Source organism: Acidovorax sp. FG60, assembly GCF_057808995.1.
In genome coordinates, this window is sequence record NZ_JBMDJC010000040.1 from 1 (window position 1) to 13,431 (window position 13,431).

Annotated in this window: 11 protein-coding genes, 4 tRNA genes and 1 pseudogene; 7 read left to right on the forward strand and 9 right to left on the reverse strand. The window is 64.3% G+C overall.

The window, feature by feature from the left end; genetic code table 11:
- The 6 genes and pseudogenes from ACODS0_RS27495 to ACODS0_RS27520 all read right to left on the reverse strand — a co-directional run.
- Positions 1-79, reverse strand: a pseudogene (locus ACODS0_RS27495) (GTP-binding protein); the annotation flags it as partial.
- A gap of 74 nt (positions 80-153) precedes the next feature.
- Positions 154-228: transfer RNA gene (locus ACODS0_RS27500), tRNA-Thr, on the reverse strand.
- Between the two features lie 61 nt (positions 229-289).
- Positions 290-363: transfer RNA gene (locus ACODS0_RS27505), tRNA-Gly, on the reverse strand.
- 75 nt (positions 364-438) lie between these two features.
- Positions 439-524, reverse strand: a tRNA-Tyr gene (locus ACODS0_RS27510).
- A gap of 104 nt (positions 525-628) precedes the next feature.
- Positions 629-704: transfer RNA gene (locus tag ACODS0_RS27515), tRNA-Arg, on the reverse strand.
- 98 nt (positions 705-802) lie between these two features.
- A complete protein-coding gene (locus ACODS0_RS27520) occupies positions 803-1,462 on the reverse strand; it encodes a TetR family transcriptional regulator (protein WP_121507808.1) in 660 nt (219 codons plus the stop codon).
- Between the two features lie 192 nt (positions 1,463-1,654).
- Here ACODS0_RS27520 and ACODS0_RS27525 point away from each other — a divergent pair, with 192 nt between their 5' ends.
- The 4 genes from ACODS0_RS27525 (at position 1,655) to ACODS0_RS27540 (ending at position 8,528) form a co-directional block, all read left to right on the forward strand.
- On the forward strand, positions 1,655-2,914 hold the full coding sequence (locus tag ACODS0_RS27525) for an efflux RND transporter periplasmic adaptor subunit (RefSeq protein WP_121422023.1): 1,260 nt from the start codon (positions 1,655-1,657) through the stop codon (positions 2,912-2,914).
- A 13-nt stretch (positions 2,915-2,927) separates the two neighbouring features.
- Positions 2,928-6,083 carry an efflux RND transporter permease subunit gene (locus ACODS0_RS27530; RefSeq protein ID WP_055401284.1) on the forward strand — a complete coding sequence of 1,052 codons (3,156 nt, stop codon included), beginning with the start codon at positions 2,928-2,930 and terminating at the stop codon, positions 6,081-6,083.
- On the forward strand, positions 6,076-7,491 hold the full coding sequence (locus ACODS0_RS27535) for an efflux transporter outer membrane subunit (RefSeq protein ID WP_488838424.1): 1,416 nt from the start codon (positions 6,076-6,078) through the stop codon (positions 7,489-7,491). Before ACODS0_RS27530 ends, ACODS0_RS27535 begins: the two co-directional genes overlap by 8 nt.
- Before the next feature lie 170 nt (positions 7,492-7,661).
- On the forward strand, positions 7,662-8,528 hold the full coding sequence (locus ACODS0_RS27540; RefSeq protein ID WP_121422021.1) for a c-type cytochrome: 867 nt from the start codon (positions 7,662-7,664) through the stop codon (positions 8,526-8,528).
- Positions 8,529-8,619: 91 nt separating this feature from the next.
- Here ACODS0_RS27540 and ACODS0_RS27545 read toward each other — a convergent pair whose 3' ends face one another.
- The 3 genes from ACODS0_RS27545 to ACODS0_RS27555 form a co-directional block, all read right to left on the reverse strand.
- Positions 8,620-9,192 carry a DUF2946 family protein gene (locus tag ACODS0_RS27545; RefSeq protein ID WP_488838426.1) on the reverse strand — a complete coding sequence of 191 codons (573 nt, stop codon included), beginning with the start codon at positions 9,190-9,192 and terminating at the stop codon, positions 8,620-8,622.
- On the reverse strand, positions 9,185-10,207 hold the full coding sequence (locus ACODS0_RS27550) for a YheT family hydrolase (RefSeq protein ID WP_488838428.1): 1,023 nt from the start codon (positions 10,205-10,207) through the stop codon (positions 9,185-9,187). Before ACODS0_RS27550 ends, ACODS0_RS27545 begins: the two co-directional genes overlap by 8 nt.
- Positions 10,208-10,271: 64 nt before the next feature.
- The gene (locus tag ACODS0_RS27555) at positions 10,272-10,721 is read right to left on the reverse strand and encodes a YybH family protein (protein ID WP_431151605.1); all 450 of its coding nucleotides are present in this window, start codon (positions 10,719-10,721) and stop codon (positions 10,272-10,274) included.
- Positions 10,722-10,946: 225 nt separating this feature from the next.
- Here ACODS0_RS27555 and ACODS0_RS27560 point away from each other — a divergent pair, with 225 nt between their 5' ends.
- From ACODS0_RS27560 to ACODS0_RS27570, 3 genes are read left to right on the forward strand one after another with little or no spacing between them, the layout of a single operon-like run.
- Positions 10,947-11,558: a LemA family protein gene (locus ACODS0_RS27560; RefSeq protein ID WP_370460100.1), complete on the forward strand. Its 612-nt coding sequence runs from the start codon at positions 10,947-10,949 to the stop codon at positions 11,556-11,558.
- A 37-nt stretch (positions 11,559-11,595) separates the two neighbouring features.
- Positions 11,596-12,540, forward strand: coding sequence for a TPM domain-containing protein (locus ACODS0_RS27565; protein ID WP_228897615.1), 945 nt, complete (start codon positions 11,596-11,598; stop codon positions 12,538-12,540).
- Between the two features lie 2 nt (positions 12,541-12,542).
- On the forward strand, positions 12,543-13,088 hold the full coding sequence (locus tag ACODS0_RS27570; RefSeq protein ID WP_488838431.1) for a TPM domain-containing protein: 546 nt from the start codon (positions 12,543-12,545) through the stop codon (positions 13,086-13,088).
- The last annotated feature ends 343 nt before the right edge of the window (positions 13,089-13,431 follow it).

Sequence of the window (13,431 nt, forward strand, 5' to 3'; positions counted from 1 at the left end):
TCGTCTTGCCATGGTCCACGTGGCCGATTGTGCCCACGTTGACGTGAGGCTTGGTGCGCTCGAACTTACCTTTTGCCATTTTTCCGACTCCGAAAAAAATCTATACCAATACAACTGGATCTCGGCGCAACCAGAATCGGACGCACCTGAAAGTGGTGCCCATGGCGGGAATCGGACCCGCGACCTCTCCCTTACCAAGGGAGTGCTCTACCACTGAGCCACATGGGCAACTTGACACCGCTCGCGCGACATCAAAATCTCTAACTCAACAAACCAGCACAACAAGCAATGGAGCGGGAGACGGGAATCGAACCCGCGTCATTAGCTTGGAAGGCTAGGGTTCTACCATTGAACTACTCCCGCATCGACCAACAGCCTCTGCGCGCCCAGCCCCCGCAAACAACGAGACCAAGCACCAACCTCATCACTTCTATTCACTGGTGGAGGGGACTGGATTCGAACCAGTGTAGGCGTAAGCCAACAGATTTACAGTCTGCCCCCTTTAGCCACTCGGGCACCCCTCCGGAGAATTTCGAATTATAGCACCAGTTTTTTGCAGTCCAGAGAAATTCATAAGGCCAAGCCACCACGCCAAGTCCATGACAGGAGGCAAAGCTATACAAATCCATGGTGCGGCTGGCGGGGATCGAACCCACGACCCTTGGCTTCGGAGGCCAATACTCTATCCACTGAGCTACAGCCGCACGACCGAAATGGCACAACTTCGCATTATCGCACGCCACCACACGTCGAAGGAATCAATCACAACCGACTCCCGTACAACGACGAAATGGATGGCACATCAGGAAGGAAGACTACAAACCTCGGCACCCGAGGACACCGGCAGCGAGAGCCCCAGCCCCAACAAAAAGGCATCGGTGCAGGCACCACCAACACCCACAAGATCAAAACCACCCTCGCTCAGGATCCAGTTTCGAATCAAGCCATCGAACAGGGCATGCAAACCAATCGCCGCCTCGATCGGAGCCATCGGCAAGACAACCCCCTGGTGCTGCGCCCCCAACGCGAAATCACGCGCCAGCTGCTGCGTAAAACCCTCCGACGCAGCCACATGGCGGTCACGCACCCCCACAAGCTCACTCACATACTCTACTTTGTAGAGCGCAATCTCAAAAACCCTGCGCGTTCGCTCATCTGAGGCAACGCCGCGCAGCACGAGCGCCATCACCGCGCGTAATCGCTGCACAGGGTCTGGGCAGGTACTGCTCTCAAACTCCCCATAGCCTTGCTCCAGCGGAAGTGTCACCCGATCCATCATGGCATTGAAAAGATCCACTTTGTCCTTGAAGTGCCAGTAGATCGCTCCCCGCGTAGCCCCCGCAGCCTGCGCAATATCACTCAGCGAAGCGCGTGAGACCCCCTTCTCCCGAAAAACCTGCTCCGCCGCATCAATCAAGCCGTTGCGCGTGGCAACCGCATCTTCCTTGGTTCGACGCGCCATTGGTATTTGTCTCCTCGTTCTACACACTACGTACCCATACGATCCACAAAGGCATCGGCCGTCACAATTATACATTCATGTCTGTATGTATAATCGCGCACTTATTTTGTCGGGCTCTGGCCTGGTCGGGCCCTCGGCAAGCGGCCCATCCCCTACAACCCGATTCCTTGACGCCCATCAAAAAGGACTCCCATGCTGCGTGATGCATCTGCAACCCCCTCCTTTAGCGCCTTTCCCACCCGCAGGGCTGTCTCTCTGGTTGCCCTGACAGCAACAACACTGTTTCTCGCCTCTTGTGGCAAGACGGATGGCCAAGCACCCGCTGGAGGGCCGCAAATGCCACCTGTTGAGGTGGGTGTGGTGACGGCAACGCCTGGCGATGTCGGCTTGATCACCGAATTGCCGGGGCGTGTGGAGGCCTCGCGGGTTGCACAAGTACGTGCTCGCGCCGCAGGCATCCTGCAGCAGCGCCTTTTCAAGGAAGGCAGTGATGTGAAGGCAGGGCAGTCGCTGTTCCGCATTGACCCCGCCCCCTACGCCGCCGCATCGGAAAGCGCGCGCGCTGGCCTGGCCAAGGCCCAGGCCAACCTCGCACAGGCCAGTGCTCAAGTGGAACGCTACCGCCCGCTGGTGAGTGCCAACGCCATCAGCAAACAGGATTTTGTGAACGCCGAAGCTGCCGAAAAGCAGGCACAGGCAGATGTGGCCACCGCCCGGGCTGCCGTACGTACGGCAGATATCAACCTGGGTTATGCCAGTGTGACCTCGCCCATCTCGGGCCGCATCGGCCGGGCTCTGGTTACCGAAGGTGCGCTCGTGGGACAAGGCGAAGCAACCCCCCTGGCGGTGGTGCAGCAGATCGACCCCGTGTACGTGAACTTCACCCAGTCGGCCGGCGACGTCTTTCAGTTGCGACGGGCCATGGAAAGTGGACAGTTCAAGCGTGCAGGCAGCGCAGAGGCCGCCAGTGTCAAACTCGTGATGGGCGATGGTTCGGAGTACGCCCAGACAGGAAAGCTGCTGTTCACCGACCTGTCGGTGGATGCCACCACGGGCCAGGTCACGCTGCGCGCCGAGGTGCCCAACCCCAAGGGCGAGCTGTTGCCCGGCCTTTACCTGCGCGTGCGCATTGAGCAAGCCCAGGCCAGCAATGCCATCACTCTGCCTCAGCAGGCTGTCACGCGCACCCAGCAGGGCGACACCGTGAGCGTGGTGGGCGAAGACGGCAAGGTGTCCCAGCGCACCATCAAGGTCAGCGCCGCACAAAACAACCGTTGGGTGGTTCTTGAGGGGCTGAAGGCCGGGGAAAAGATCATGGTGGACGGTTTCCAGAAGCTGCAGATGCTGCCTCCCGGCACGCCCGTAAAACCCGTTCCATGGCAAGCTCCGGGGGCGCCTTCGGCACAGGCCGCCACACCTGCTGCATCGGCCGCTTCGGCATCGAAGCCATAAGGGGCATTCCAGCATGGCCAAGTTCTTTATCGACCGCCCCATCTTTGCATGGGTGATTGCCTTGTTCATCATGGTGATGGGCGGGGTGGCGATCACGCAGTTGCCGATCGCCCAGTATCCCCCTGTCGCGCCGCCGTCCATCGTCATCAACGCGGCCTACCCTGGCGCCTCTGCGCAAACCCTCGAAGACAGCGTGCTGTCGGTGATTGAACGCGAGATGAACGGCTCACCCGGGCTGATCTACATGGAGTCCGTCGCGCAGGCCGATGGCTCCGGCAGCATCACCCTGAGCTTCCAGCCCGGCACCAACGCCGACCTGGCTCAGGTCGATGTGCAGAACCGGCTCTCGCGAGCCACGCCACGCCTGCCCTCGGCCGTGACCCAGCAAGGCGTGCGCGTGGACAAGTCGCGCTCCAACTTCCTGCTGTTCACCATGCTCTCGTCCACCAATCCGGCCACGGACACGGTGGCGCTGGGCGACTACGCATCGCGCAACGTGGTGCCCGAACTGCAGCGCCTGAAAGGCATTGGCCAAGCCCAGCTGTTCGGTACCGAGCGTGCCATGCGCATCTGGATCGACCCGGCCAAGATGGTGAGCTTCAACCTCTCGGCGGCCGAGATCACAGCCGCCATCCGTGCGCAGAACGCGCAGGTAGCCAGCGGCACCATCGGCGACCTGCCCAATGTGGCGGGCCAGGGCATCGCGGCCACCGTGGTGGTCAACGGACAGCTCTCCAGCGTGGAGCAGTTCGGCAACATCGTGCTGCGCGCCAACACCGATGGCTCCACGGTCCGCATCAAGGACGTGGCGCGTGTCGAGCTGGGCGGACAGGCCTATGCCACGGCTGCACGCCTGAACGGCAAGCCCGCCGTAGGCATCGGCGTCCAACTGTCCCCCAGCGGCAATGCCCTCGAAGCCGCCAAGGCCGTGCGCACCAAGATGGATGAACTCTCCCGCTACTTCCCCGAGGGCATGAGCTGGAGCATCCCCTACGACAGCTCGCGCTTCGTGGACATCTCCATCACCCAGGTGGCCAAGACACTGCTGGAAGCCGTGGCGCTGGTGTTCCTGGTGATGTTCCTGTTCCTGCAGAACTGGCGCTACACCATCATCCCGACCATCGTGGTGCCCATCGCACTGCTGGGTACGTTCGCCACACTGCTGGCGCTGGGTTTCTCGATCAATGTGCTGACCATGTTCGGCATGGTGCTGGTCATCGGCATCGTGGTGGACGATGCCATCGTGGTGGTGGAGAACGTCGAGCGCATCATGAGCGAGGAGGGTCTTTCGCCACTGGAGGCGACCCGCAAGGCCATGCGCCAGATCTCGGGCGCCATCATCGGCGTGACCGTGGTGCTGATCTCGGTGTTCGTACCTTTGGCCTTCTTTGCCGGGTCCACCGGCAACATCTACCGCCAATTCTCGGCGGTGATGGTGGCATCCATCGCTTTCTCGGCCTTCATGGCGCTGTCGCTCACACCGGCACTGTGCGCGACGCTGCTCAAGCCCGTAGAAGCCGGCCACCACCATGAAAAACGCGGCTTTTTCGGCTGGTTCAACCGCAGCTTCTCACGCACGGCCAAGGGGTACGAAGGCTTTGTTGCGCGCATGCTCAAGCGGGCCGCGCGCTACCTCGTCATTTACGCCGCCATCATCGGCGCCGTGACCGTGGTGTACATGCGCTTGCCCACCTCGTTCCTGCCCAGCGAAGACCAGGGCAACATCATCGTCAATGTGCAACTGCCCCCCGGTGCGACGCAGGAACGCACGCTGGCCGTGATGCAACAGGTTGAGGAATTCATCCTCAAGCAGCCCGAAGTTCAAAGCATGGTGGGTGTGCTGGGTTTCAGCTTTTCCGGCCAAGGCCAGAATGCGGCCCTCGCCTTTGTGACCCTGAAGGACTGGAGCGAGCGCCACGGCCCGGGTCAGTCTGCGCAAGACGTGGCCAACCGCGCTTTTGGCGGGCTGATGGGCATCCGCGACGCGTTCATCTTCCCGCTGAGCCCTCCTCCCATTCCTGAACTGGGCAACGCCAGCGGCTTCACATTCCGCCTGCAGGACCGAGGAGGCGCCGGGCACGAGGCATTGGTGAAGGCACGCAATCAGCTGCTGGGCATGGCCTCGCAAAGCAAGGTGCTGACCCAGGTGCGCCCGGATGGACTGGAAGACGCACCCCAGCTGCAGATCGATATCGACCGCGACAAGGCCAATGCGCTGGGTGTGCCGTTTGATGCGATCAACTCGGCACTGTCCACGGCACTGGGTTCGAGCTATGTAAACGACTTCCCGAACCAGGGCCGCCTGCAGCGTGTGGTGGTGCAAGCCGATGCGCCTGCACGCATGCAGCCGGACGATCTGCTGAAGATCAACGCCGCCAACAGCCAGGGCAAACCTGTGCCACTTTCCGCATTTGCCACAACGCGCTGGGTCAACGGCGCACAGCAGACGGTGCGCTACAACGGTTATCCCGCCATGCGCATCTCGGGCGCACCGGCCCCTGGTTTCAGCACGGGCGCAGCGATGGCAGAGATGGAAAAACTCGCCGGCCAGCTGCCTGCAGGCTTCGGCTTCGAATGGACCGGCCAGTCGCGCGAGGAAAAGCTGGCGGGCTCCCAGTCGCTGATCCTCTACAGCTTCGCCATCCTGGCCGTATTCCTGTGCCTGGCCGCGTTGTATGAGAGCTGGTCGATTCCGCTGGCCGTGATTCTCGTGGTGCCGCTGGGGGTGCTGGGTGTGCTGCTGGCCACCCTGCTGCGCGGCTATGCCAATGACGTGTACTTCCAGGTGGGGCTGATCACCATCATCGGGCTGTCAGCCAAGAACGCGATTTTGATCATCGAATTTGCGAAGGACCTGCAAGCCCAGGGCAAGAGCGTGATCGAGTCGGCACTGGCGGCGGCCCACCTGCGGTTCCGCCCCATCGTTATGACGTCGATGGCCTTTGGCCTCGGGGTGTTGCCACTGGCCATTGCGTCGGGGGCCGGCTCGGCCAGCCAGCGCGCCATCGGCACCGGCGTGCTGGGCGGGATGATCACCGGCACGGTGCTGGCCGTGTTCTTCGTGCCCGTGTTCTTCGTAGTGGTGCGCAGTCTGTTCAAGGGCAGCGCGCGCCAGCAGGAGATGAACCGCCGCCACGCAGAAGAAGCAGGAGTTGGAACCCATGACTAATCACCCACGCACTACCGCCATCGCCCTGGCAGCGGCCCTGCTTCTGGCCGGCTGTTCGTTCATACCCACGTACGAGCGCCCTGCAGCGCCAGTGCCGGCCACCTATGCCACCACGGACGCGGCAGCCCCAGGCACTGCAACTGCCGCGCCCTGGCAAGATTATTTTGCCGAGCCCCGGCTGCGCCAGCTCATCGAGGTGGCCCTGGCCAACAACCGCGACCTGCGCGTGGCCGTGCTCAACATCGAGCAGGCCCGCGCCACATTCCAGGTGCGCAGGGCCGACCTGTACCCCGGCGTGGGCCTGGCCGCCAACGCGAGCCGCGCGCCCGCCGCAGGGTCCGGCGATCTGACCAACTCGTTCAGCGTGGGCCTGGCCGTTTCGGCCTGGGAGATCGACTTCTTTGGCCGCATTGCAAGTCTCAAGGAACAGGCCCTTGCCCAGTACCTCTCCACCGAAGAAGGCCGCAACGCCGCACAGGTCAGCCTCGTGGCTGCCGTAGCCAACGGCTGGTTGAACCTTCTGGCCGATGAAGAACTGCTGGACCTGTCGCGCCAGACCCTCGCCTCGCGCGAGGAGTCCATACGATTGACCAAGATGCGCCTCGATGCAGGCGTGGCCTCGGAGCTGGACTTTCGCCAGGCCGAGTCACTGACCCAGGCGGCGCGGGCCACGCTGGCCCAGCAGCAGCGCCAGCGCGCGCTCGACGAAAACGCCCTGGCGTTGCTGTTGGGACAAGCCCTGCCCGATGACATTCGTGCCAGCCTCACAGGCAGCAGACTGGCAGCCGCCCCCGCCATGGCACAGCTGCCGGCGGGGCTCCCATCCGAACTACTGACCCGCCGCCCCGACATCCGCCAGGCGGAGCAGCAGCTGATTGCTGCCAATGCCAACATTGGCGCCGCCAGGGCCGCGTTCTTCCCGCGCATCTCGCTCACAGCGCAGGCAGGCACCGCCAGCGGCGAGCTGTCGGGCCTGTTCAAGAGCGGCTCGTGGGGGTTCACGATTGCGCCCTCCCTGCTGCTGCCCATCTTTGATGCGGGGCGCAACCAGGCCAACCTGGAAAGCGCCCAAGCGGGCCGCAGCATCGCCGTCGCGCAATACGAAAAAGCCATCCAGACGGCCTTTCGCGAAGTGTCGGACGCGCTGGCCGGCCAGGCCACGCTGGGCGAGCAGGCGCAGGCGCAACAGCTGCAGGCGCAGGCCGAGGCCGCCCGGCTGCAACTGTCTGATCTGCGCTACCGCAATGGCGTGTCGAGCTACCTGGACCTGCTGGACGCCCAGCGCTCGCTGTTCACGGCGCAACAGGCTGTGGTGCAGGTGAAACTTGCCCAATTGCAAAACCAGGTGGCGCTGTACAAGGCCCTGGGCGGCGGTGCACCCGAAGCGGCAGCAGGCAACCCTTCCTGACGCAGGCGGCGGCAAGCTTGGCGCGGCCCCCATGGTTTTCGGGCGCGTGCCAGGCTCAGGCTGTGTGGGGTGAGATACAGGGCGCGCGCGGGCCTGAGCCGAAGGCAACAGCCCCGCAGATATAATTTAAGGTTGATTTCATCAAAGCCCCCGATACACCAGAGGACGTCATGAGCGACAACCACCACGAAGAAGCCCATACCGGCCCGATCAAGAACCCCAAGCAGTTGCTGGTCGCGGTACTTTTCTCGTTTGTGATTCCGATCTTTGCCATCATTGGCTTGGTCCTGTACGTCACGTCGGCAGACAAGCCTGCCGCTGGTGCCGTCAATCCTGAGAAAGCCATTGCCGAGCGCATCCAGAAGGTGGGCATGGTCGAGATCCGTGACGCCAACCGCCCTCTCCGTGCTGGCGAAGAGGTGTACAAGGGCCAGTGCGCCGCCTGCCATGCAACCGGCGCCGCTGGTGCTCCCAAATTCGCCGATGCTGGCGCCTGGACGGCCCGCATCGCCACCGGCTTTGAAACGCTGGTGCAATCCGCCCTGAAGGGCAAGGGTGCGATGGCCCCACAAGGTGGCGGCGACTTCAACGACACCGAAATCGCACGGGCCGTGGCCTACATGGCCAATGCTGCCGGTGCCAAATTTGCCGAGCCTGCAGCACCCGCTGCGGCTGGTGCTGCTCCGGCAGCCGCAGAAGCCGCTCCCGCCGCCCCCGCCACGCCGGTGGCAGCAGCAGCCCCCGCCGCAGAAGCCGCGCCAGCCGCTGCCGCGCCGGTGGCAGCGGCCGCCGCCGCGGGCGCAGGCGAAGCCCTGTACAAGCAGGCCTGCCAGGTGTGCCATGCTGCAGGCGTAGCCGGTGCTCCCAAGTTTGGTGACAAGGCCGCCTGGTCGGCCCGCCTGCCTGCCGGCATCGATGCGCTGTACAACAGCGTGGCCAAGGGCAAGGGCGCAATGCCTCCCCGTGGCGGTGCAGCCCAGGCGTCAGACGCCGACCTGCGCGCAGCGGTCGAGTTCATGGCTGCCGCCGCCAAGTAAGCCTTCCCCTTGCGGCATGTGCGGTGCACCCTTTGGGGCATTGCATGCAGGCATAAAAAAAGCCGGTTCAGTGGACCGGCTTTTTTGCTTTTCAGGATTGCTTTGTATCCACCATGCGCGGTGACCCAGGGGTTTCGCGGGCACCCCACTGGCCCTGCGGGCTCATGACAAAGCCGTAGCGATCAGGCAACTCTTCCGCCAGCACTTCCTGCGGCAGCCAGCGCCCTGCTTCCACGGCTTCGGCCACCAGAGGCACGTCCAGCGTATGCACCAGGCCCACGCCCAGCGCCGACGTCAGGTAGACATGGCCCTGCGCGTCCACCAGGCAGTCCTGCACCGCCGCGCCACGGCCCGTGTGGGACACCACCGAAAAATCGGACTGTATGCGCCAGATCCAGGGCGTAGCCTCCAGCTCCACATACACCCGCTGGGGCCCGTTCTGAAAGAACCATCGCCCCTGCCCATCGGCTTCGTAATTGCGCGCGATGAATTCGATGAGCTTTTCATGCTGCAGCAAGGACCCCTTGCTGCGTGGAAACGGCCCTGCTGCCTGGGCCTGGTCATCGCGCAGGTACCAGTGGCCACGCGCGTCCAGGCCCAGCCAGCCGTAGCAGTCGGGCACGTTGGGCCACTTGGCCAGCGCCTGTTTGACGATGTCATCCATGCGGCGATTGTGCGCCCGCCAGCGTCCCAGCCCCTGCGTGTTCCGCCAACCACCCGCCCACCGCGTCGGGCATGGCACGCACGTGCCCCGGCAGGCGGCCATGGGCAAACCCGACGTGGCCGCCGTGTGGCGGCTGCCAGAGCGTGACGAACCCATTGCGCACCTCGTGCGGCAGCGGAAGGCTGGCGGCCGGGACAAACGGATCGTTGCGCGCATTCACCACCAGGGCCGGAATTCGGATGTGGTGCAGCAACGGCTTGGCCGACGCCCGCTGCCAGTAGTCCTCGGTGTTCCGAAAGCCATGCAGTGGCGCGGTGAACACGTTGTCAAATGCATACAGGTCGCGCGCGGCCATCAGTGCCTGGCGATCGAACAACCCGGGGTGCTGCGCGAGTTTGCGCAGCGCCTTGGGCACCAGGGTGCGCATGAACATGCGTGTGTAGACCTGTCGGTTGAAGCCACGCCCGATGGCGTGCCCCCCTGCGGCCAGATCGATGGGCGAGCACACGGCCGCCACGGCATCGGCGCTGCGCGCAGCGTCTTGGCCCACCTCGGCCGCCCACCGCAAGAGCGCATTGCCGCCCAACGAGACCCCCACGGCCACCAAGGGGCCCTGGTGCGACGCACGCAGGCGCTGCAGCATCCAGCCGATCTCTGCGTGGTCGCCGGAGTGGTAGGCGCGGGGCGCCCGGTTGATCTCGCCACTGCAACCCCGGAAATGGGGCAAGGCGCAGGCCCAACCGCGCTCGCGCGCCCAGTCGGCAAAGGCCTCACAGTAATGGCTGCGCGACGAGCCTTCCAGGCCATGGAAGACCACCAACAGCGGCCGGAGTGCCGCAGGCGCCGTGGCCCCCTCCTCCAGCAGAAAATCCACGTCTACAAAGTCACCGTCCGGCGTGTCCCAGCGCTCTCGGCGGTACACGGGGCGGGGGCCGAACACGCGGCGCGAATACAGGGCTGGCCAGATGGTCTGGAGCTGTCCACCGGGCAACCATCGAGGCGCTACATATTTCATAGCTATTTGCGCTTTCCTATCAAGCGCCAGACCCAAAAAAGGCTTGGATTCAAGGCCCCACCACTCAGTGCAGCACGGGCCGCTGGGCGTCCACCACCTGCGCATCGGGCGCGACGCCGGGGCTCGCATGGTGGGCCACCAGGCGCCAGCCTTCCGGGGTCTTGTGATAGACGTTGGTAGCCAGCACCACGGCCTGGTGCAGGCCGTCGGGCAGCATCACCTCGACCTGCTCGACCACGCTGTGCACAGCGCTTGTCAGCGCCACCACACGGTGCACCTGCAACGGCCGCGCCCGCACCGTGCCGTGCGAAAACATCGCCTCGAACGCCGCGCGAATCGCCCCAGCACCCAGCAGCCGGGGCCCGCCGGGATGCACGCAGATGATGTCGTCGTCTTCTGCCCAGCAGGACATCAAAAGCTCGATGTCGCCCCGCTGCAAAGCCTCATAGAACGCGGCTTCGGTGTCGTCCGAGGAACCTCCGAGGGTGGCGGCGCTGGCGCGAGAACGGGGCATGGTGGTTGGTGAGGCGTCTGGGATGGAAGGTGGCGCGGCGGCCACGCGGCCCGCCATGTGCGGGTTGCTATTGTGCGGCCATCTCCCAAAGCCTTGTGGCCCGCCCGGAAAGTGGCACCAGGGACGGCACTTGTTGCAGAATCAGCCAAGCTGCCGGTTGATGGCACCTTGGCATCTTGTCTCTGTGCCCCAAACTGTCCCTGAACTCCACCTGGCGAAGCCACCATGATCCAACGCATTTTTGCCCTGCTGACCGCCCTGCTGGCGCTGAGCGCCTTGACCGGCTGCGGCTACAACGACTTCCAGCGGCTGGACGAGCAGTCCAAGGCCGCGTGGAGCGAGGTCCTCAACCAGTACCAGCGCCGCGCAGACCTTGTGCCCAACATCGTCGCCACCGTCAAGGGCGAGGCCAACTTCGAGCAGGAAACCCTGACCCGCGTGGTCGAGGCGCGCGCCAAGGCCACCTCGATCCAGGTCACGCCCGAAACCCTGAACAATCCTGAGGCGTTCAACAAGTTCCAGCAGGCGCAGGGCGAGTTGTCGGGCGCGCTGTCGCGGCTGATGGTGGTATCCGAGCGCTATCCCACGCTGCAGGCCAACCAGGGCTTTCGCGACCTGCGCGTGACGCTGGAAGGCACCGAGAACCGCATCACCGTGGCGCGCAACCGCTACATCCAGACGGTGCAGGAATACAACGTGCTCGCGCGCAGCTTCCCCACCAACCTGACGGCCATGGCGTTCAGCTATGCGCCCAAGCCCAGCTTCACCGTGGCCAACGAAGCCCAGATCTCCGCGCCGCCCACCGTGGATTTCTCCGCGTCCAAGCCCAAGCCTTGAACACGGCACTCCTCACCGCTGAGAGTTTGAGCGAAATATGCCCCTAGCGCTTATCTATAAAGCGCTGTTAGCTATATTATTGATAGCATTTGCAGTCCCATGGGCGCATGCTGACGGCGGCCTGTTGCCCGTGCCCGCGCTCACTGGCCCCGTCATCGACCAGACCGGGACCCTGAGCGCCTCCGACAAGGCCGCGTTGGAGACGCAGCTGCAAACGCTGGAGCAGACCCGGGGCGCGCAGGTGGTGGTGCTGATGGTGCCCACCACCGCTCCCGAAGACATTGCATCGTTCGCCAACCGCGTGGGCAACAGCTGGAAGATCGGGCGCCGCGACGTGGGTGACGGCGTGCTCGTGATCGTGGCCAAGAACGACCGCAAGATGCGCATCGAGGTCGCCAAGGCCTTGGAAGGCGCCGTCCCCGACATTGCAGCGGCGCGCATCATCGACGGCGCCATGAAGCCCCGGTTCCAGCAAAGCGACTATGCAGGCGGCCTGCGTGACGCCGTCACTCAGATCTCCGCACGCATAGCCGGTGAGGCGTTGCCAGCACCCGCGAGCAACAGCGGCACCGCAGCCCACAGCCCCGACACCAGCCGCGACGGATTCGACTGGACGGACCTCGCCATCTTTTTGTTTTTCGGCGTGATGGTGGCGGGACCGGTGATGCGCAGCATTTTTGGCAGCCGCCTCGGGGGCTTGCTCATGGGCGGCGGTGTGGGCTTGCTGGCCTTTGTGGTCACCTCCAGCCTGATTGTGGCGGGCGGCGCGGGCCTTCTCGCACTGCTTTACACCTGGATCTTCGGCGGCACTGGCGGTGGCAGCAGCCGACGGCGTGGTCGAGGCGGTGCGGCGGTCGGCGGCTGGGGCGCGGGTGTCGGCGGCGGAGGCTGGAGCGGCGGTGGCAGCAGCAGCGACAGTGGCGGGTTCAGCTCGGGTGGCGGTGGCGATTTTGGAGGCGGCGGCGCCTCGGGGGACTGGTGAACATGGGTCCAGGATCAACCACCACCACCTCCATAGCGACCTTACCGGCCGCCCTCTGGCGCCTGGCCCGCCATCGCTGGGGCGAGCCCCAGGCACGCCGCGCGCTACCCGGCGACACCCTGGAGCGCCTGGCCGCGCGGGTGGCTGCCAGCGAGCAGCAGCACACGGGCCAGATCCGCATCGTCGCAGAAGCCAGCCTGCCCTGGAGCTACCTGCGCCGCAACGCCAGCGCGCGCGAACGCGCCCTCATGCTGTTCAGCAAATACCGCGTGTGGGACACCGAGCACAACAACGGCGTCTTGATCTACCTGCTGCTGCCCGAACACGCGATAGAGATCGTGGCCGACCGGGGCCTTGCCCGGCATGTGGCAGCGGACGAATGGCGCGATGTGATTGCGCTGATGGCTCCCCGCTTTCGCCAGGAGCAGTACGAAGAGGGCCTCGCACAAGCCGTCGACGCCGTGTCGTTGCGCCTTGCCCGGCACTTTCCACGCCTGCCCGATACGCCCGGGCACAACGAATTGCCGGACGCACCGGTGCTGCGCTAGACATCGCGCGCGCAGCCTCCAGGGCAGGAGGCTGATCGCACGGAGTTGCCTCCAGAAAGTGGGTTGACACTGCGGGCTTTTGACGGCCCGTCCAAGCGATTTGCGGGCCCTGCAGGGGCGCGGTTTGCTGGGGGAGTGGCTGGCGCTTCCTGCGCCGTGCATGTCTTTCGGGGCATTCTCACTGTTCCAAATGAGCCGCCGGGTTTTCCTCTAGATCACCTTGTTTCAAGTCGATTTTCTCGCTCATTACGAAATCCCCGACCGAAGTTCCCAGCCTATTGTTTCCAGTACTGGAACAGTTAGTTTGCGACTCGGTGGTTTTTCTTTGGACTTCACCCGCGTA